The 20,381-nt window shown below is 36.7% G+C and carries 16 protein-coding genes and 2 pseudogenes; 16 read left to right on the top strand and 2 right to left on the bottom strand.

Annotated features, from left to right (window positions below):
• Window positions 1-42 precede the first annotated feature (42 nt).
• Window positions 43-1,065 carry a tryptophan--tRNA ligase gene (gene trpS / locus NST05_RS00640; protein WP_084829192.1) on the top strand — a complete coding sequence of 341 codons (1,023 nt, stop codon included), beginning with the start codon at window positions 43-45 and terminating at the stop codon, window positions 1,063-1,065.
• Window positions 1,066-1,241: 176 nt separating this feature from the next.
• The gene (gene guaB / locus NST05_RS00645; RefSeq protein WP_084829191.1) at window positions 1,242-2,723 is read left to right on the top strand and encodes an IMP dehydrogenase; all 1,482 of its coding nucleotides are present in this window, start codon (window positions 1,242-1,244) and stop codon (window positions 2,721-2,723) included.
• 168 nt (window positions 2,724-2,891) lie between these two features.
• Here guaB and recF read toward each other — a convergent pair whose 3' ends face one another.
• Together recF and yaaA are read right to left on the bottom strand one after the other, a co-directional pair.
• Window positions 2,892-3,992 carry a DNA replication/repair protein RecF gene (gene recF, locus NST05_RS00650; protein WP_084829190.1) on the bottom strand — a complete coding sequence of 367 codons (1,101 nt, stop codon included), beginning with the start codon at window positions 3,990-3,992 and terminating at the stop codon, window positions 2,892-2,894.
• A 2-nt stretch (window positions 3,993-3,994) separates the two neighbouring features.
• Window positions 3,995-4,372 carry a S4 domain-containing protein YaaA gene (gene yaaA, locus NST05_RS00655; RefSeq protein ID WP_084829189.1) on the bottom strand — a complete coding sequence of 126 codons (378 nt, stop codon included), beginning with the start codon at window positions 4,370-4,372 and terminating at the stop codon, window positions 3,995-3,997.
• Between the two features lie 77 nt (window positions 4,373-4,449).
• On the opposite strand from yaaA, the gene yfmF reads away from it, so the two are divergent.
• The 14 genes and pseudogenes from yfmF (at window position 4,450) to NST05_RS00730 (ending at window position 20,381) form a co-directional block, all read left to right on the top strand.
• A complete protein-coding gene (gene yfmF / locus NST05_RS00660) occupies window positions 4,450-5,700 on the top strand; it encodes an EF-P 5-aminopentanol modification-associated protein YfmF (protein ID WP_084829188.1) in 1,251 nt (416 codons plus the stop codon).
• Between the two features lies 1 nt (window position 5,701).
• Window positions 5,702-6,982: pseudogene (gene yfmH, locus NST05_RS00665) on the top strand (EF-P 5-aminopentanol modification-associated protein YfmH).
• Window positions 6,983-7,040: 58 nt separating this feature from the next.
• Window positions 7,041-7,898: a helix-turn-helix domain-containing protein gene (locus NST05_RS00670; protein WP_084829187.1), complete on the top strand. Its 858-nt coding sequence runs from the start codon at window positions 7,041-7,043 to the stop codon at window positions 7,896-7,898.
• Window positions 7,899-7,910: 12 nt separating this feature from the next.
• Window positions 7,911-8,453 carry a CDP-diacylglycerol--glycerol-3-phosphate 3-phosphatidyltransferase gene (gene pgsA / locus NST05_RS00675; protein ID WP_084826205.1) on the top strand — a complete coding sequence of 181 codons (543 nt, stop codon included), beginning with the start codon at window positions 7,911-7,913 and terminating at the stop codon, window positions 8,451-8,453.
• Between the two features lie 12 nt (window positions 8,454-8,465).
• Window positions 8,466-9,296 carry an energy-coupling factor ABC transporter ATP-binding protein gene (locus tag NST05_RS00680; RefSeq protein ID WP_084829186.1) on the top strand — a complete coding sequence of 277 codons (831 nt, stop codon included), beginning with the start codon at window positions 8,466-8,468 and terminating at the stop codon, window positions 9,294-9,296.
• Window positions 9,272-10,114, top strand: coding sequence for an energy-coupling factor ABC transporter ATP-binding protein (locus NST05_RS00685; protein WP_084829185.1), 843 nt, complete (start codon window positions 9,272-9,274; stop codon window positions 10,112-10,114). The genes NST05_RS00680 and NST05_RS00685 overlap by 25 nt, the downstream gene beginning before the upstream one ends.
• A complete protein-coding gene (locus tag NST05_RS00690) occupies window positions 10,107-10,901 on the top strand; it encodes an energy-coupling factor transporter transmembrane component T family protein (RefSeq protein WP_340742861.1) in 795 nt (264 codons plus the stop codon). The genes NST05_RS00685 and NST05_RS00690 overlap by 8 nt, the downstream gene beginning before the upstream one ends.
• A 303-nt stretch (window positions 10,902-11,204) precedes the next feature.
• On the top strand, window positions 11,205-11,759 hold the full coding sequence (locus tag NST05_RS00695; protein ID WP_100262447.1) for a LysM peptidoglycan-binding domain-containing protein: 555 nt from the start codon (window positions 11,205-11,207) through the stop codon (window positions 11,757-11,759).
• 239 nt (window positions 11,760-11,998) lie between these two features.
• Window positions 11,999-12,630, top strand: a pseudogene (locus NST05_RS00700) (hypothetical protein).
• 101 nt (window positions 12,631-12,731) lie between these two features.
• Entirely contained in the window at window positions 12,732-14,441 is a 1,710-nt protein-coding gene (locus NST05_RS00705) for a hypothetical protein (RefSeq protein WP_084829239.1), read from the top strand.
• Window positions 14,442-14,584: 143 nt separating this feature from the next.
• Window positions 14,585-15,706 carry a tRNA 2-thiouridine(34) synthase MnmA gene (gene mnmA / locus NST05_RS00710; protein ID WP_084829182.1) on the top strand — a complete coding sequence of 374 codons (1,122 nt, stop codon included), beginning with the start codon at window positions 14,585-14,587 and terminating at the stop codon, window positions 15,704-15,706.
• Between the two features lie 271 nt (window positions 15,707-15,977).
• A complete protein-coding gene (locus tag NST05_RS00720) occupies window positions 15,978-16,433 on the top strand; it encodes an NUDIX hydrolase (RefSeq protein WP_084829181.1) in 456 nt (151 codons plus the stop codon).
• Window positions 16,434-16,441: 8 nt separating this feature from the next.
• Window positions 16,442-18,343 (top strand): tRNA uridine-5-carboxymethylaminomethyl(34) synthesis enzyme MnmG, encoded by a 1,902-nt coding sequence (mnmG, locus tag NST05_RS00725; RefSeq protein ID WP_084829180.1) that lies wholly within the window; start codon window positions 16,442-16,444, stop codon window positions 18,341-18,343.
• A 73-nt stretch (window positions 18,344-18,416) separates the two neighbouring features.
• Entirely contained in the window at window positions 18,417-20,381 is a 1,965-nt protein-coding gene (locus tag NST05_RS00730) for a DHH family phosphoesterase (RefSeq protein WP_084829179.1), read from the top strand.

Here is a 20,381-nt window from a genome sequence, read left to right on the forward strand (position 1 = left end):
CATATTTTTGCGTGGGGATTTTTATATTAGAGAGGTAATTATATGGCGAAACCTATTATTTTGACGGGAGACCGTCCAACAGGAAAACTACATCTTGGACACTATGTAGGTAGTCTAAAGAATCGTGTACTGTTACAAAACGAAGATAAATACAAGATGTTTGTATTTTTAGCTGACCAGCAAGCCCTTACTGATCACGCTAAAGAATCAGAAATTATAAAAGAATCGATTGGGAATGTTGCTTTAGATTATCTTTCTGTAGGTTTAGATCCAGCGAAGTCGACTATTTTTATTCAAAGTCAGATTCCTGAGTTAGCTGAGTTGACTATGTATTACCTGAACCTAGTTTCATTGGCTCGTTTAGAGCGTAATCCAACAGTTAAGACGGAAATTGCTCAAAAAGGCTTCGGAGAATCTATTCCAACAGGATTTCTAGTTTATCCAATTTCTCAGGCAGCTGATATCACGGCATTTAGAGCTAATTATGTTCCTGTGGGGAATGACCAAAAGCCAATGATTGAGCAGACACGTGAAATTGTACGTAGTTTTAATCATACTTACAACTGCGATATTTTGGTTGAACCAGAGGGAATCTACCCTGAAAATGAGGCTGCAGGACGCCTCCCAGGTCTAGATGGTAATGCTAAGATGTCTAAATCCTTGGGTAATGGAATCTTCCTTTCAGATGATGAGGATACTGTTCGTAAAAAAGTTATGAGCATGTATACTGATCCAAATCATATTCGTGTGGAAGATCCAGGCCAAATCGAAGGTAATATGGTTTTCCATTATCTTGATATCTTTGGTCGCGAAGAAGATGCTGTTACAATTGCTGAAATGAAGGAACATTATCAGCGCGGTGGTTTGGGAGATGTGAAAACAAAACGTTATCTTCTAGAAATTTTAGAACGTGAGTTGACTCCAATTCGTGAACGTCGTTTAGAGTATGCCAAGGATATGGGAGAAGTGTTCCGTATGCTTGAAAATGGTAGTCAAGCTGCGCGCGAGGTTGCTGGACAAACATTAGTAGAAGTAAAAGAAGCGATGGGAATTAAATATTTCTAAGAAATAAAAATAGGGGTCCAGATTATCTGGACCCCTATTTTTGTTTGGAAAAAGTTTTTCTTATAATCCTATGCGAAACCTGTTGACAAATCTATTTAGCATGATATGATATTATCAATTAAAAAATAGACAGGGGTTTTTGTACCTCAAAACTTTGAGAAAAGAGGACGATTATAATGTCAAATTGGGACACTAAATTCTTGAAAAAAGGTTACACTTTTGATGACGTACTGCTTATTCCTGCGGAAAGTCATGTTCTACCAAACAACGTCAACTTGAAGACGAAATTGGCTAAAAATTTGACATTAAATATTCCAATCATCACTGCAGCCATGGATACAGTAACAGATAGTAAGATGGCTATCTCAATTGCTCGTGCAGGTGGCTTGGGTGTTATTCACAAAAACATGTCTATTGCGGAACAAGCTGAAGAAGTTCGCAAAGTAAAACGCTCTGAAAATGGTGTAATCATTGATCCATTCTTCTTAACACCAGAACATAAAGTTTCTGAAGCTGAAGAATTGATGGAACGCTATCGTATCTCAGGTGTTCCAATCGTTGAGACACTTGAAAATCGTAAATTGGTTGGTATTATCACAAACCGTGATATGCGCTTTATCTCTAATTACGAGACACCAATTTCAGAACATATGACTTCTGAGCAATTGGTCACTGCTCCAGTTGGAACAGATCTTGAAACTGCTGAAAGCATTCTTCATGAGCACCGCATTGAAAAGTTGCCTTTAGTTGATGAAGAAGGTCGTTTGTCAGGACTCATTACTATTAAGGATATCGAAAAAGTTATTGAGTTTCCTAATGCAGCTAAGGATGAATTTGGTCGTCTATTGGTAGCAGGTGCTGTTGGGGTTACCTCTGATACTTTTGAACGTGCAGAAGCTCTCTTTGAGGCAGGTGCAGACGCTATTGTTATTGATACAGCACATGGTCACTCAGCAGGTGTTCTTCGCAAAATTTCTGAAATTCGTGCTCACTTCCCAGACCGTACTTTGATTGCAGGAAATATTGCAACGGCTGAAGGTGCGCGTTCGCTTTATGAAGCAGGTGTTGATGTCGTTAAAGTAGGTATCGGACCAGGTTCTATTTGTACAACACGTGTGGTTGCGGGTGTGGGGGTACCTCAAGTGACTGCTATTTACGATGCTGCTAGTGTTGCGCGTGAATACGGAAAAACAATCATTGCTGATGGTGGTATCAAATACTCAGGTGATATTGTAAAAGCACTTGCAGCGGGTGGTAACGCTGTAATGCTTGGTTCTATGTTTGCCGGTACTGATGAAGCACCAGGTGAAACTGAGATTTTCCAAGGTCGTAAATACAAGTCTTACCGTGGTATGGGATCAATTGCAGCTATGAAGAAAGGATCAAGTGATCGTTACTTCCAAGGCGCTGTGAACGAAGCTAATAAACTAGTTCCAGAAGGAATTGAAGGCCGTGTAGCTTATAAAGGTTCTGCTGCTGATATCGTATTCCAATTGATTGGAGGCATCCGCGCAGGTATGGGTTATACAGGAGCAGAAGATATCCAAGCTTTACATGACAAAGCTCAGTTTGTTGAAATGTCAGGTGCAGGGCTTATAGAAAGTCACCCTCATGATGTTCAAATTACAAACGAGGCGCCTAACTATTCAGCTCATTAAAAGACACAGAAGTACTTGCCAAGAGGCAAGTACTTTTGTGCATCAATATTTACATTAAGTTTACAATACATTCACGACAATAGAGTTATTAATATAGGATTTAGGAGAAAGTTGTTTACAAGATATCCAATATTTATTGTCACAGTTGTCAACAAAAAAAGCAGTTCATTAATCGACTTGCTTTTCATAAATAGTACCATTCTTAACTAAGAAGGTCTTTAAATTGGGTGGTAGGTTGCTAAGATGATCGAGTGAGGTTGTCGTCATGAAAGTTTGGACCTCTTCATCAATATTTTCTAGCAATTTAAGTTGACGGTGATTGTCAAGTTCACTCATGACATCGTCAAGGAGAAGAATAGGAAATTCCTCTGTCACTTTTTTAATCAGAGCAATCTCAGCCATTTTTAATGAAAGAATAAGGCTACGTTGCTGCCCTTGACTACCGAAAGATGCGTTCATGTCATTAATGTAAAATCTTAAATCATCCCTATGTGGACCAACACCGGTATTCTTTTTGAAGATATCTCTTTTGTGATTCTGGTTTAATGTAGTTAAAAATGCTTCTCGAATATCTTTGCTATTTTGTATTGGGATGTTAGATTCATAGGAAATTTTAAGACGCTCAATCTGATTTGAGAGAATACTATGATGTCCATCAGCTTCCTCTTCTAATTGCTTGATAAATTCTAGTCTATGTTTAATAACTCGTGCTCCAAAATCGGCAAGCTGTTCATCTAAAACTGAGAGGAAATTAATGTCTACCTTGTCAGTAGATTTGAGATAGGCATTACGCTGCTTAAGAACATGATTGTAATTTGATAGGTCTGAGAGGTAAACAGGCTTAATCTGTCCTAAATCAATATCTATAAATTTACGTCTTAGACTTGGAGATCCTTTTACAAGTTGTAAATCCTCAGGAGCAAAGAGTACCACCGTCATGTGACCTATATAATCAGATAATTTTGCCTGCTTGAGGTAGTTGACCTTTGTAACTCGTCCCTTATTAGATAAGTTGATTTCCAGAGGTAGATTTCCACTATGACGACGCACGATGCCGTTTAGTTTAAGACTATTTTGCTGGAACTGAATTAGTTCCTTGTCTAAATGGGTCCGATGACTACGTGTTAAGGCTAGAAAATAGATAGCTTCAAGAATATTTGTTTTTCCTTGGGCATTTCGTCCAAGAAAAATATTGAGATGTGGTGAAAAGCTCACAGAGGCTTCAGAATAATTTCTAAAGTGTTGAATATCAATTTTTTCAAGCCACATGGTTAGATTCCTGGGAAACGGACAGGTTTCCTTTTTGTTTTATTACTTTCTTTTGTTTGGTGTTTTTTTTGTTTCTTTTTGTTATCTTTATTCATTTTTTTTACAATAGCATAAAAACGTGCTCTCTCAGCGACTTCTTTTTTATGTTTTTCAATTTCACTTTGTGTAGGAACTACGATAGTAATTTCAAGCTCTTCAGACGGTATGGTAATAACATCTCCATAACGAAGTTTTTTTCCACGCCGTTTTTCCTCCTCACCGTTGAATAAAACAACATTGTTAGCTAAAAAGCCCTTAATAGCTCCACCACTGTGAATGATGCTTAATTCTTTTAAAAGTGCCTGTAGTGTTATGTATTCATCAAATAATTTATATTCCATAGAACCTCAACTTTCTCTTGAGATAAGATAGCATAAAAATGGTATAATTGAAAGCATAAACTTTCTAGAGGTTATCAATGAAAATTGCTGATGGTGTATATGTACACTTCATTCCAACACAAAAATATAAAACTAACCGTATTGTTTTTCGAATGACAGGTTCTTTGAATAAACAAACAATTGCTAAACGGGCTCTAGTTTCACAAATGTTAGCTACAGCTAATCAGACATATCCAACAGTACAGTCTTTCAAAGAGAGATTAGCTTCACTTTATGGGACACAGTTATCAACTAAAGTGTCAACAAAAGGGTTGACACATAGTGTTGACATAGAGTTGACATACCTGAAAGACTTCTTTATTCCAATGAATAAAAGTTTATTTTGGGAAGTCTTAGGTTTTTTGAAGGATTGTCTTTACAATCCATTGTCAATAGTAGCGCAATACCAAAACAAAGTATTTGACATAGAAAAACAAAATCTAATGACCTACCTGGATGTTGATACAGAGAATAATTACTACTATAGTGAAGTTCAGGGACGAGAGCTTTACTTTGTAAACGAGGCTTTGAAAGTTCCCAAGTATGGGCGAGTAGAGCTTGTTGAAGCCGAGACATCGTTTACAGCTTATCAAGAATTTCAAAGCATGTTAACTAAAGATCGAATTGATATCTTTATGGTTGGGGAATTTGATGACTATCAAGTACTCCGAGGTTTACACAGATTTCCTTTAGAGGGACGCCAAGTTGATTTACAGTTTAGTTATAATCAACCTTATTCTAAAGTTGTGAAAGAAAAGATAGAGACTAGACAGACTAGTCAATCTATTTTACAGTTAGGTTATCAATTTCCTTGTCAATATGGAGATAAAGATTATTTTGCTTTAATTGTATTTAATGGCATGTTGGGTGAATTTGCTCACTCAGCTTTATTTACAAAGATTCGAGAAAAAGAAGGATTAGCTTATTCAATTGGTAGTCAATTTGATGCCTTTACAGGTTTACTAGAAATTTACGCTGGAATTGAAAAATCTAATAGAAATCAAGCTATGCGAGGGATTATCAGAGAGTTGAATCACATTAAATTAGGACGTTTTTCAAGTTCCCTTTTTAATCAAACCAAAAAAATTATACGGATGAATGCCCTTCTCTCTGAGGATCATGCATTAACACTAGTAGAACAACATTTTAATAAGGTTATTTTTGGCGATAAAAATATCTCATTAGAGGATTGGTTAGATAAAATCGAGAAGGTTACTAAAAAAGATGTTTGCCGTATAGCACGTCAAGTCAAGCTACAAAGTTTGTTCTTTTTAGAAGGAGTGTCTTAGAATGGCTGCTGCTTTGAAAAAACGTTATTATCCAAAGATTGCTGAAGAAGTTTATTTAGCAACTTTAGATAATGGTATGTCGTTATCTATTATCAAGAAAAAAGGATTCATTGAAAAAGCTGCCTTTCTGTCTACAAATTTTGGGGCACTAGATAACCACTTTTATATTGATGGTAAGTTGCAGACATACCCTGCTGGTATTGCTCATTTTCTTGAACACAAGTTATTTGAGGATGATCAGGGAAGGGATGTTACATTGGACTTTGTAAAGCTAGGAGCTGATGTCAATGCTTTTACCACCTTGGATAGGACAACATACTATTTTTCAACAATTGATCACTTTGAGGAGTCACTGGAGCTTTTGCTGAGGTTTACAAGTGAGTTTACAAGTTCCGAAGATACTGTCAACCATGAAAAAAGAATCATTGAACAAGAAATAAACATGTATCAGGATGATCCTGATTATAGAGTTTATTTAGGGTGTTTACAAAGCTTGTATCCCAATACTATATTAGGTCAAGATATTGCTGGAAGTATTGATAGCATTAAAAAAAATTACTGCAAAGGATTTAAAAAATAATTTTGATTATTTTTATAGACCGGAGAACTGTCATCTTGTCTTAATAGGCAATTTTGACATTGAACAAATTTACAGATTTGTAAAGGAAACGCGAAGTGAATTTACAATATCTCATAAAACAGTTGAAAAAGAAAAGCAACCCATTGAGGAGAATATCCAAAAGTTAGATAGTCTTCAAATGGACATCTCGATTTCAAAACTAGCCATTGGTTTTAAGAACGTCCATTTTTCCGATAATTATATGAGAGAGAGCATATTGGTACAATTGTTATTTAATTTATTGTTTGGATGGACATCGCCTTATTATAAAAATTGGTATGCTGAAGGAAAAATAGATGAGTCTATGTCAATTGAATATGAGGTATCTAGTAGATATTCATTTGTTATTATGACTATGGACACTGCAGAACCCATCCGTATGTCAAGTTTAATTCGTCAAGTGATGACATCGGCAGATAAACAAAGATTGTTGACAGAAGAAGCATTGGATCTACAAAAGAAAGCTTTGTATGGTGAATTTTTACGTAGTTTAGACAATATTCAGAATTTAGGTAGCCAGTATTTAGCTTACTCAGATGATGGCAAAACTTACTTTGATTTTGGTCAGGAATTGATGAGTATTACTTATAAGGATTTGAAGAATTTTTTAATCACTATCTCTCAAATATGGTGATTACCGATTTTGTTGTCTTCCCTAAATAAGTAAATATTTGCTATAATATAAACACTAAAACAAAGAAGAATATTAGAAAGGGGAAAAATGAAGCGATACTCTCTTGGTGAGCAATTACGTGCAGCACGAATAAAAAAAGAATTAAGTTTATATGATGCAGAAAAAGTTTCAGGGGTTGAAGCGCAGTATCTTCTAGCTATGGAAATGGATCAACTTAAAGCTTTACCCAAGGACATTCAGCAAGAAGCACTTGAAAAGTACGCTACTTCGGTTGATTTAGATGGAAAACATCTGTACGAAGAGCAGAAAAAGAATGAGCGAAAAGTTAAAGAAGAAAAGAAACAAGTTGAACGTAAGGAAGATATTTTAGATACTAAAGTCCCCATGTCACGTTTTTCAAAACTTAAACGTGAAGAAAAAAGAAAGTCTAACTATATCCCTTTACTAATTCTGAGTGCGGTTTCATTACTTATCATCTGTTCAGTTGGATATATTATTATTAGACACCTTTCTAACCAACCTCAGGTGATTAAGCCCAATACTATCTCTACAGCTAATCACTTATCAATTGCAAGTGGAGCTAAGTCGTCTCGAAGCATTTCTGAGGTTACAGTATCGGGGGCCAATTTTACAACAACAACTCAAGGAAATCAATTAATGGTTGATTTCTCCAATGTAAAATCTTCAGTAGTTTTAGAAGTGGAGTTATCAGAAAATAGTAACGATACATGGTTTTCTGTAGATAACTCAGATACTTCAGAGAGTTATTATCTTTCAAAAACTAATAAATCAAAATACTCTTTGGATCTTTCTGATAAAATCAAAACAACTCAAATTATTATCGCTCAACCTTCAAAAGTTACTCTCAAGGTAAATGGAGAGTCACTTGATTTATCTCAACTAGATCAAAATACACCTAGCTACCTAACATTAAGAATCCAATAGAATCGAGAAGAAATGTTTAAAAAAGAAAATTTACCTAACTTATTGACACTTGCTAGAATTATCTTAATTCCCATCTTTTTATTGATGACATCACTTGCGTCGAGCAATGTGATGCATATTGCGGCAGCAGTTGTTTTTGCCATTGCTAGCATTACAGATTATTTAGATGGCTATTTGGCACGAAAATGGCATGTTGTTACTAATTTTGGGAAATTTGCAGATCCTTTAGCGGATAAAATGTTGGTAATGTCAGCTTTTATTATGTTAGTAGGTATTAATCAAGCACCTGCTTGGGTTGTTTCAGTTATCATCTGTCGGGAGTTGGCAGTTACAGGACTTCGTCTTTTGTTAGTCGAAAACGGTGGCACAGTTCTCGCTGCAGCTATGCCTGGTAAGATTAAAACAGTGACTCAGATGTTATCTATTATTTTGTTATTGTGTCATGTGCATTTTGTAGGGACAATCATGCTGTATGTAGCTTTATTCTTTACGATTTACTCAGGCTATGATTATTTCAAGGGTGCAGGTTTCTTGTTTAAGGACACCTTTAAGTAGTACGATAAACCAATGATTGAAATAAAAAATTTAAAATTTAAATATAATCAAGATCAAACCTCCTATACCCTGAATAATGTATCGTTTCACGTGAAACGTGGGGAATGGTTATCCATTGTAGGCCATAACGGATCTGGAAAATCCACGACAGCACGTCTAATTGGCGGACTTTTAGTGGCAGATTCTGGGCAGATCATTGTTGATGGTCAGGAATTAACAGAAGAGACTGTCTGGGATATTCGTGATAAAATTGGTATGGTTTTTCAAAATCCAGATAATCAATTTGTTGGAGCTACTGTTGAAGATGATGTTGCTTTCGGTCTTGAAAATAAGGGACTTCCCTATAAAGAGATGGTTTCTAGAGTTCAAGAGGCATTGTCTTTTGTAGGCATGATGGATTTTAAGGATAGAGAACCAGCCAGACTATCTGGAGGTCAAAAACAACGTGTGGCTATTGCTGGAATTATTGCCATGAGACCATCTATTTTGATTTTGGATGAAGCAACAAGTATGCTTGATCCAGAAGGTCGCCAGGAATTAATTCAATCTATTGAGGATATTCGTCAGCAATATGGAATGACTGTTTTATCAATTACTCATGATCTCGATGAGGTTGCGATGAGCAACCGTGTTTTAGTTTTAAAACAAGGTAAAGTGGAGTCCATTTCAAGCCCTCGTGAACTTTTTAGCAGAGGCTCAGAGTTGGTTGACTTAGGTCTTGATATCCCTTTTAGTGCGTTACTAACTCAGAAACTTAAAAATCAAGGTTTGATAGATTGTGAAGGCTATCTGACAGAAAAGGAATTGGTAGAACAATTATGGGAATATATCTCGAAAATGTAAGTTATACCTATCAATCGGGTACTCCTTTTGAGAGGCGTGCCCTTTTTGATATGACAGTTACGATAAAAGATGGTTCGTATACAGCCTTTATTGGACATACAGGGAGTGGTAAATCAACAATTATGCAGTTGCTGAATGGACTTTATTTACCAACTAGTGGTCAGGTTAAAGTTGATGACACTATTATAAATAGTCAATCCAAGAATAAGGAAATAAAGCCAATCCGTAAAAAGGTCGGTTTAGTTTTTCAATTTCCGGAGAGTCAGTTATTTGCAGAAACTGTTTTAGAAGATATTGCTTTTGGACCTCAAAATTTCGGAGTTTCTAAGGAGGAGGCCGAACAGCGTGCTCTGGAAAGTCTAAGATTAGTTGGTCTCTCAGATGAGTTACGTGATCAGAATCCTTTTGATTTATCGGGAGGGCAGATGCGACGTGTTGCTATTGCAGGTATTCTAGCTATGCAACCAGATATTTTAGTGTTGGATGAACCGACTGCTGGTCTAGATCCTCAAGGACGAAAGGAGTTAATGTCACTCTTTAAGCAGTTACACCTTTCTGGAATAACGATTGTCTTGGTTACACATTTGATGGATGACGTTGCAGATTATGCAACAGCTGTAAATGTTATGGAAAAAGGGCGCCTAGTATTGTCAGGAACTCCTAAAGATGTTTTCCAAAAAGTCGCTTTTCTCAAAGAAAAGCAGTTAGGTGTTCCTAAAATCACAGAGTTTGCGCTACAACTGCAAGAAAAAGGTTATAGCTTTGAAAGTCTTCCTATTACAATAGAGGAATTCGTAGAGGTGTTGGTTCATGGATAAGTTAATTATTGGGCGTTATATTGTTAGTGATTCTTTTATACACCGATTAGATCCTAGAAGTAAATTATTAGCAATGCTGATTTATATTATCGTCATTTTTTGGGCTAATAATCCTGTAACTTATGCTGTGATAACTCTATTTACACTTTTCTTGGTTTTCTTGTCTAAAATCAAGCTTGGTTTCTTTTTGGGTGGTATTAAACCAATGATTTGGATTATGTTATTCTCTACCCTGTTTCAAGTTTTCTTCAATACAAGAGGGAATGTGCTTTGGTCCATCGGATTTTTTAAGATTACGGAAGTTGGTTTAAATCAAGGTTGGATGATATTTCTCAGGTTTATACTCATTATTAGTTTTTCCACCTTACTTACTTTAACAACTACGCCGTTAAGTTTATCTGATGCAGTAGAGTCACTTTTAAAACCGCTGACTATTTTTAAAGTACCGGCACATGAAATTGGTCTAATGTTATCTTTGAGTTTACGTTTTGTACCAACCTTGATGGACGATACAACGCGTATTATGAATGCTCAGAAGGCGCGTGGTGTTGATTTTGGTGAAGGAAATATTATTCAAAAGGTTCGGTCAATTATACCAATCTTAATTCCTTTGTTTGCATCTAGCTTTAAACGAGCAGATGCTCTGGCTATAGCTATGGAAGCCAGAGGTTATCAGGGTGGTGAAGGGCGAACAAAATATCGTCGACTTTTATGGAACTGTCGAGATACCTTGTCAATTATTGCTATTTTAGCTTTAGGGTTAATACTTTTTTATCTTAAGAGTTAATTCGTAAAAATGAATAAAAACTAGGTCTTAAGACCTAGAAGTATTTGAAGAACGTCTACGTAGGCGTTCTTTTTCGTCTAATCTCAATCTACCTGTAATATTTTTAATATCACTAACAAGAAGATGTTATATTTGCACGGTATTATAGATACATGGTTATAGTTCTTCAGCTTAATCTGGATTAAAGAATCCCTATAGTGAATAAGCCAGTTGATTAACTATTAACCTATTGGTCATAAATAAAATAATTTAATAACTTTTACTAATATGGATTGGACTATAAATAGATAAAGGAGCATTGTCATGCAAACAAAGAATACATTTAACACTAAAAAACTAGGTCTTTTTGGACTTGTTACAGTGGCAACACTTGGAGCAACAGCTTTAGCTAATGCAGAAACTTACACAGTTCAAAAAGGAGATACCCTTTCAGCTATTGCTAAGAAGAATGGTACGACAGTGGACGAAATCGTCTCAAAAAATGGCATCCAAGATGCTAATAAGATTTATATTGGTCAAAAATTAACGATTAATGAAACTACTGAGGAGCCAGCAGAGACACCTGCTTTAGTAGAAACATCAACAGATTCTACCCAAAGTGAAAGTAACCAAACGACCGACACAAATCTTTCTTCTTCAGAGGCAGCTGCTAAGGAAGAAATCGCTCAACGTGAGTCAAGTGGTAGCTACACAGCCCAAAACGGACAATATTATGGACGTTATCAATTATCTTCATCATATTTGAATGGTGATTTTTCTCCTGCGAACCAAGAAAAAGTAGCAGATAATTATGTAGCAAGTCGTTATGGTTCATGGACAGCAGCTCTTGCTTTCTGGAACGCCAATGGCTGGTACTAAAATTTTGTCATTGAATTGTGAGAAAATAAAGTAGAAACTCATACAAATAAGAGAAAAAATGCCAGATTTTTGGTATTTTTTTATTGAAATGATAAATCATTGTAACATTAGGCATAATATGAATAATCGGCAGTAATATTACTAGGTTATGATGAATATAACTAGAAGAAACTAGGAGAGATTAATGTTTAAAAAAAAGTTATAAGGGACGTCGTATCAAATTAGCAGTAAAAAAATCATTGGCGGTACCAGTAGCAATTGTAACGAGTTTTAGTGTCATTTTGGCAGTTTCACTCTCTCCTTTAGTTAATAAAGGATTGGTTAACGCATTCTCGGATTCAGTTATACCAACTCCTTCAACAACATCAACAACGTCAGAATCAACAGCAGATTTGGTGAAATCAACAGAGGTTAGCTCAAGCAAAGAGAATAAAGAAAAGGTTGAAGAAAGTAAAGCTCAATCAGAGACAACGACCGAAACAGTAGGAGCATCAGAAAAACCTCAATCAGAGTCTGCTACAACAGCAAGCATTGACGCTACGTTTACTCAAAATAATGGAGTAGCTTCTTCGGTTGCTGCTTCGACTACTGGAAATGGTTTAGTTATTATCTCAAATGGCAACACTGCAGGAGAAATCGGTTCTTATGCAGCAGTACAGATGGCAGCAGTAACTGGAGTCCCACAGTCAACCTGGGAGTCGATTATTGCGCGTGAATCAAATGGTGATTATACTGTAGCAAGCAGTTCAGGGGGGCATCAGGTCTCTTCCAAACAATGCCAGGATGGGGTTCAACTGCAACAGTTGAAGATCAAATTCAATCAGCCTTGAATGCCTATAACGCACAAGGATTGTCAGCTTGGAATTACTAAGATTTATAGAAGTTGGGAGGTATCTTTCAGCTTTTTATTTCGGATATTAGTAATCGTTTTCACGGAGCTTTTTGTTATAATGGGGAATGAAAGGTTTAGCAATGAAACAATTTTTTAAATCAAAAGAAAAGCTATGGGTTCCCCTTATTATTGTATCTTTTGCTGTGTTATTGGTTACGCCACAATTATTTACAAAAAAAGTCATTTTAGGTTCAGATTCCGTTTTTCACTATAATAGGTTTTATGAAGCCGCTATGCAATTAAAGAATGGTAACTTTTCTTACTTTTTATCTTTGTATGGCTTCCAACAGTCAGGCCGCATTGTCAATGCTCTTTACGGTCCTTTTTTTGCTTATTTACAAGGAGGACTTGTTTTAATAAGTGGCACTTGGTTTCGTTATCAGATTGTGTCGAGGATACTACTACATATATTAGCTGAGTCCTCAATGTATGCTTTGCTCAAGCAGTGTAAAGTTAAGACTACCATTGCCTTGTCATTAGGTTTACTCTATGCTACAACATTCTCTATCCAGTACTGGACGATGCGTCAGGGGTTTTCTAGTTGGGGAGCAGCTTTATTACCTTTTTGTTTTATCCCAGCAATTCGCTACATTTTTTATCAAAAAGTAGAACCAATTAGACTTACCTTATCCATGGCCTTGATTTTTCAAGTTCATGTGCTTAGCGCTTTAATGTTAGTGATGATGTATATTCCTTTCTATCTTTACACCTTTGTAACGTTATCCGTCGCTAAGAAGAAGGAAACCTTCTTGCAAGTCTTTATAGCAGTCATTCTTTTCCTCTTGCTGACTGTCAATGTCTGGTTAATACTCCTATATTTGAGAGGCACGAATCATCTTTTAGATCCATTTATAAATAGGGAAATAGGTAAGAATGGAATTGATGGAACAGCAAGATACTGGCTATATACTCCAATTTCCTTAATGGTGTTACTCGTTTTACAGTTTGTTTATGCTATTTTGAATTGGAAGAAATTGGCCAAATGGAAAAAAATATTGCATTTTATCTATTTTGTCTTCTTTTTCTTATCAACAGGTCTTTTTCCGTGGCAGTATCTAGTAGAAAATGGAAATACATTTGCTGAACTGATTCAATTTCCATTTAGATTCTTTGTTCCTGCTACCATTTTACTTTTAGCAATTACGGGGTTAACGGTCACGCGATTTGTAAACTGGCGAAAAAGTATTGCTGTTTTACTCTTTGCCTTTGCGGGCATTGGTCTCATTCAGAATATGATGGATACTACCGATCGTGTAAAAACTGCGGCACAAGATGGTGAACTTATTACCATTGTTAAACATACTTACGTTGAAGGAGATTACCAGACGATAAATCTTACTATGGATGACAGTGATTTGTCACAATTTTTAAATTTAGTTGTTAAACCAACACCAGATTATGTTCCAATTTATGGGACAATAGGTAAGCAGAATACTTACGATCTTTATTATAAAAATGTTGTTAAGAATCAGAGTGCAGAAAAGATGCTCGAAGATGGTTATCTTGTATTAACTTGGCAAGCTGCTGAAGGAGAGGAGTTAAACTTACCAATAGTTGTCTATAGAGATTCCATCTTGACACTAAATGGTCAAGAACTTAACAAGGCTGATTATAGATTGTCAACAATAGGTACACCAATAGTTTCATCACAAAAAGGGCAGAATAAACTGGTGTTAAGTTACCAAGAACCGAGATGGTTAGTTATAGCCGTATGGATTCCAATAATAGTCTGGGGAGTAATATCTTTACAGTGGGTTTACATTAAAATAAATATAAAAAAGGTTCCCTAGTGTAACCTTTTTGCATTATTCTTTAATCATGATATAATTAAGTTTGCGTGCTTTTACGCTTCAAAATCGACCTTCAAATCGATATTTGAATAACTAGACCCTTCAAGTCTATGTTGAATTTTATTTGATGGGAGGAGTTATCAATGACTGATAATTCAAAAACACGTGTTGTTGTCGGTATGAGTGGTGGCGTTGATTCATCAGTAACAGCTCTACTTTTAAAAGAGCAAGGCTATGATGTAATTGGTGTCTTCATGAAAAATTGGGATGGCACAGATGAATTCGGTGTATGTACAGCCACCGAAGATTATAAAGATGTGGCGGCAGTAGCTGATCAGATTGGTATCCCGTATTACTCTGTTAATTTTGAAAAAGAGTACTGGGACCGTGTATTTGAGTATTTCTTAGCAGAGTACCGCTCAGGGCGTACCCCTAATCCAGACGTTATGTGTAATAAGGAAATCAAGTTCAAGGCTTTCCTCGACTATGCTATGTCATTGGGAGCGGACTATGTGGCTACAGGGCACTATGCTCAAGTTGTTTGCGATGAAAATGGTATTATCCATATGTTGCGTGGTGCAGATAACAATAAAGATCAAACCTACTTCCTTAGTCAACTTTCGCAAGAGCAGTTGCAGAAAACGATGTTTCCTTTAGGACATCTACAAAAGCCAGAAGTTCGTAAGATTGCTGAACGTGCAGGTCTTGCAACAGCCAAGAAAAAAGATTCAACAGGAATATGTTTTATTGGTGAGAAAAACTTTAAAGAGTTTCTTAGTCAATACTTACCAGCTCAAAAAGGCCGTATGATGACCGTCGATGGTCGTGATATGGGTGAACATAACGGACTCATGTATTACACCATTGGTCAACGTGGTGGTATGGGTATTGGTGGCCAAAAAGGCGGAGATAATGCTCCTTGGTTTGTAGTAGGGAAAGATCTTTCTAAAAATATTCTTTACGTGGGTCAAGGTTTCCACCATGAGTCGTTGATGTCAACTTCACTTGACGCTTCAATGATTCACTTTACTCGAGATATGCCGGAAGAATTTGAAATGAAATGCACAGCAAAATTCCGTTATCGTCAACCTGATAGTAAAGTTACTGTAAAGGTTAAGGGTGATAAAGCAGAGGTTGTTTTTGCTGAAACTCAGCGTGCTATTACACCTGGTCAAGCCGTTGTTTTCTATGATGGTCAGGAATGTTTGGGCGGCGGTATTATTGATCAAGCATATAAAGACGGAAAAGTTTGTCAGTATATCTAACTGGAGTTAAGTAATAACGAAGAGTTCCCAATTGTTTTATGCATTTATGGCATTTTTCGCTATAATGAATCCAATTTCAAATCTTCCTGCTTACATGGCTTTAGTGTGCAGACTCTAATCAAATTGTGATTGGAATTGACAAAACAATTTGATTTGATAAAATAATTTTAACAATAGTCATGATGGTCAAAGCTCATGGATGTTGCAGGTTTTTTGTCCTGCACTTCTTGCGAGTTTTGACTATTTTTGTGTTGTTTTAAGGGAGGAAAAAATGCAACATCAGGATTTTCGGATGAAAATTGATTCCACTGTTTTTGGTGTGAGAGCGACTGCTTTGATTGTAAATGACAATCGCTTGTTAGTCGTAGAAGATGAGGACAGTTTTTATACAATTGGGTGTGCTATTCAAGTGTATGAAGCTACTGAAGATGCTGTGGTTCGAGAAGTAAGAGAAGAACTCGGTGTCGCATCTAGAGCTGTTCAGTTAGCTTTCATTGTTGAAAATCGCTTTGAACAAACTGGGGTCCATTATCATAATATCGAGTTCCATTATTTAGTGGACTTGCTAGAAGATGCCCCTTTAACCATGCAAGAAGATGCGAAGCCATTACCTTGCCGGTGTCTTGCTTTAGATGACCTACATACTGTTAATCTGAAACCGGCATTTCTAAAAGCCGCCTTACCAGAATGGGACGGACAATTACGACACATTCATCTTAAAGAGTAGGAGAAAAAATGACTTATAATTTTATAGAAGAGTACGATATTATTGTAATCGGAGCTGGTCATGCGGGAGTAGAAGCCTCCCTAGCTGCAGCCCGCATGGGATGTAAGGTTTTATTAGCGACTATTAACCTAGAGATGCTGGCATTTATGCCATGTAATCCTTCTATTGGAGGATCGGCCAAGGGTATTGTTGTCCGTGAGATTGATGCCCTCGGCGGGGAGATGGGTAAAAATATTGATAAAACTTATATTCAAATGAAAATGTTGAATACTGGTAAGGGTCCTGCTGTCAGAGCTTTACGTGCACAAGCAGATAAAGCCTTGTATGCTATGACGATGAAGCATACAGTTGAGCGTCAGGAAAACTTAACTCTCCGTCAGTCAATGGTTGATGAAATTCTTGTTGAAGATGGTAAGGTAGTTGGTGTCAGAACAGCCACAAATCAAAAATATGGAGCTAAAGCGGTTGTTGTAACAACAGGAACGGCTTTGCGTGGTGAAATTATCCTAGGTGAGCTCAAATATTCATCAGGTCCTAATAATAGCCTTGCATCTGTTACATTGGCAGATAACCTGAGGGATCTTGGCCTTGAAATAGGAAGATTTAAAACGGGTACCCCTCCTCGTGTTAAGGCATCATCAATTAATTACGAAGAAACTGAAATTCAACCAGGTGATGAAAAGCCAAATCATTTTTCATTCTTGTCGAAAGATGAAGATTATCTTCAGGATCAAATACCTTGTTGGCTAACTTATACGAATCAAGAGAGCCACGATATTATCAATAATAATTTACACCGTGCACCAATGTTTTCAGGTATTGTCAAGGGTGTAGGACCTCGTTATTGTCCATCAATCGAAGATAAAATTGTCCGATTTGCCGATAAGAATCGCCATCAACTTTTCCTTGAACCTGAAGGAAGAGATACTGAAGAAGTCTATGTGCAAGGCCTGTCAACAAGTCTGCCAGAAGATGTTCAAAAAGAGTTGATTCACTCAATTAAAGGTCTCGAGAAGGCAGAGATGATGCGAACTGGTTATGCGATTGAATATGATATCGTGCTCCCTCATCAATTACGAGCAACACTTGAAACGAAGTTAATTTCAGGTCTCTTTACAGCAGGACAGACCAACGGAACTTCTGGATACGAGGAAGCAGCAGGTCAAGGTCTAGTTGCTGGTATCAATGCAGCTCTGAAAGTTCAAGGTAAACCTGAGCTTATTCTCAAACGTAGTGATGCCTATATTGGTGTAATGATTGACGATCTTGTCACGAAAGGAACCTTGGAACCATATCGTTTATTAACTTCACGCGCAGAGTATCGACTTATATTACGTCATGATAATGCTGACATGCGCTTGACACCTATTGGTCGAGAAGTTGGCTTGGTTGATGATGAACGTTGGAATATCTTTAAAATTAAGAAAAATCAGTTTGACAGAGAGTTGACACGTCTGTCAAAAGAAAAATTAAAGCCTATCAAAGAAACAAATGAAAAAATTCAAGCTCTAGGATTTAAGCCTTTGACAGATGCCATGACAGCCAAAGAGTTTATGCGTCGACCTGAGATTGATTACGCTACAGCTACTCAGTTTGTCGGTCCAGCTGCAGAAGATTTGGATGCTAAGGTTATAGAGTTACTTGAAACTGAAATCAAGTACGAAGGGTATATCAATAAAGCTTTGGATCAAGTAGCTAAGATGAAGCGAATGGAAGAAAAAAAGATTCCGGAAAATATTGATTGGGATGCTATTGATTCTATTGCAACTGAGGCTCGTCAAAAATTTAAGAAAATAAATCCTGAAACCATTGGTCAAGCAAGCCGTATCTCAGGGGTTAATCCAGCAGATATCTCTATTTTGATGGTTTACCTTGAAGGCAATAATAAAGCTCGACGTAAAGTGGATTAACAGTCGTAACACTTGTAAAAGCCTTTTAATTAAGGCTTTTTTATGTTATAATTGTTAGATTAAGAGGTTTTATATGAAAAGATTTCACTTTGCAACTATTCACCTGATAATGATAGGACTAATTCTTTTTGGAATTGCTACCATTTTTGTCCGCGTATTACAAACGGAGTCTGCACTCATTTTTGCGCTTTTTATCATTATGGTAGTAGTTGTTACACTATTGCATTACCAAAAGACAACATATGAGTCTTTGGAAATAGAACAATTAGATGAACTGAATCAGGATGTGGAAGCTTCTTTGAAGACTCTTCTTGGAAAGATGCCTGTCGGAGTCGTTACTTTTGACGAAAATGACCATATTGAATGGTTCAATCCCTATGCTAAGTTAGTGCTTTCAGATGAATATGGGAACTTCAATAAGCAGTTGATTGCAGATTTTATCTCCCAGAAACGAAAGGGGTCACCTTCGAATGTGATAACTGTTGGTGACAATAAATACGCTGCCTTTGTGGATTTTGACAATAAGCTGACATATTTTATTGACAATGTTTATGATCAAGATGAAAATGTTGATCCAAATATGACTCGACCTGTTATTGGGATTATTTCAGTTGATAACTACGACGATGTGACAGGAAGTTTGCCAGATGCAGATGTTTCAAAAATCAATACATTTGTAGTAGGATTTATTTCTGAGTTTGCTAAGGCTAAGCATATTCATTATCGACGTATTGAAGGGGATCGTTTTTACTTCTTTACCAATTACAGTGTTTTGACAGAATTCATGGATCAAAAGTTTTCTGTCTTGGATGACTTTCGTCAACAAGCACAAGAACGTGGTTTACCACTGACTTTGAGTATGGGAATATCCTTTGGTACGCTTAAGCATGATCAAATCGGGCAAGTTGCTTTGCAGAACCTTAATATTGCACTTGTTCGAGGCGGAGATCAAGCTGTTGTTAAGGAAAATGATGATCACAAGGAACTTCTTTATTTTGGAGGAGGCTCTGTCTCAACAGTTAAGCGTTCTCGTACAAGAACAAGGGCTATGATGACTGCAATTTCATATAAGTTAAAAACAGTCGAAAAAGTATTTGTTGTAGGTCACAAAAATCTTGATATGGATGCCTTAGGGGCTACTGTTGGTATGGCCCATTTTGCTAGTCAGATTGTTAGAAAGAGCTATGCTGTTTATGATGATATGGCTATGAATACGGATATTGAGCGTGCGGTAGAACGTTTGAAAGAAGATGGGCAGTCACCCCTTATTACACTCTCAGAAGCTGAAGAACTAGTCAACCAACACTCATTGCTAATTATGGTTGACCATTCAAAAATCAATCTAACCCTATCTCAGGATTTTTATGATCGATTTAATGAAGTTATTGTCGTAGATCATCACCGTCGAGATGACGACTTCCCTGAAAATGCAGTTTTGACTTTTATTGAAAGTGGAGCAAGCTCTGCTTGTGAATTGGTTACGGAGTTGTTACAATTTCAAGGGGCTCCAGAACGTTTGAGTAAAATCCAAGCTTCTATCCTTATGGCAGGTATAATGCTGGATACCAAGAATTTCTCTACTCGTGTTACTAGTCGAACTTTTGATGTTGCCTCTTACCTTCGTAGTTTAGGAAGTGACAGTGGAGAAATTCAAATGATTTCTGCTACGGATTTTGACGAATATCGACGTATTAATGAGTTAATTATTGCAGGCGAACGAATTACTGATGATATAATCGTTGCTACAGGAGATAACCACAAGTGCTATAATAATGTTGTGATTGCTAAGGCGGCAGATACTATGCTTGCAATGGCTGGAATCGAAGCAACCTTTGTTGTTGCTCGAACAAGTCACTCGACTGTAAACATATCTTCTCGAAGCCATAATGCGATTAATGTACAACGTATTATGGAAAAATTAGGTGGTGGTGGACATTTCAACCTAGCCGCCTGCCAATTACGAGACTGTAGTGTTTCTCAAGCGCAAAATAAATTAATTGAAACTATTATGGGAGAGTTGGCTCCCAAGGAGGATTAA

Source organism: Streptococcus sp. FSL E2-3494 (genome assembly GCF_038007085.1).
GTDB classification, from domain to species: Bacteria; Bacillota; Bacilli; order Lactobacillales; family Streptococcaceae; genus Streptococcus; species Streptococcus thermophilus.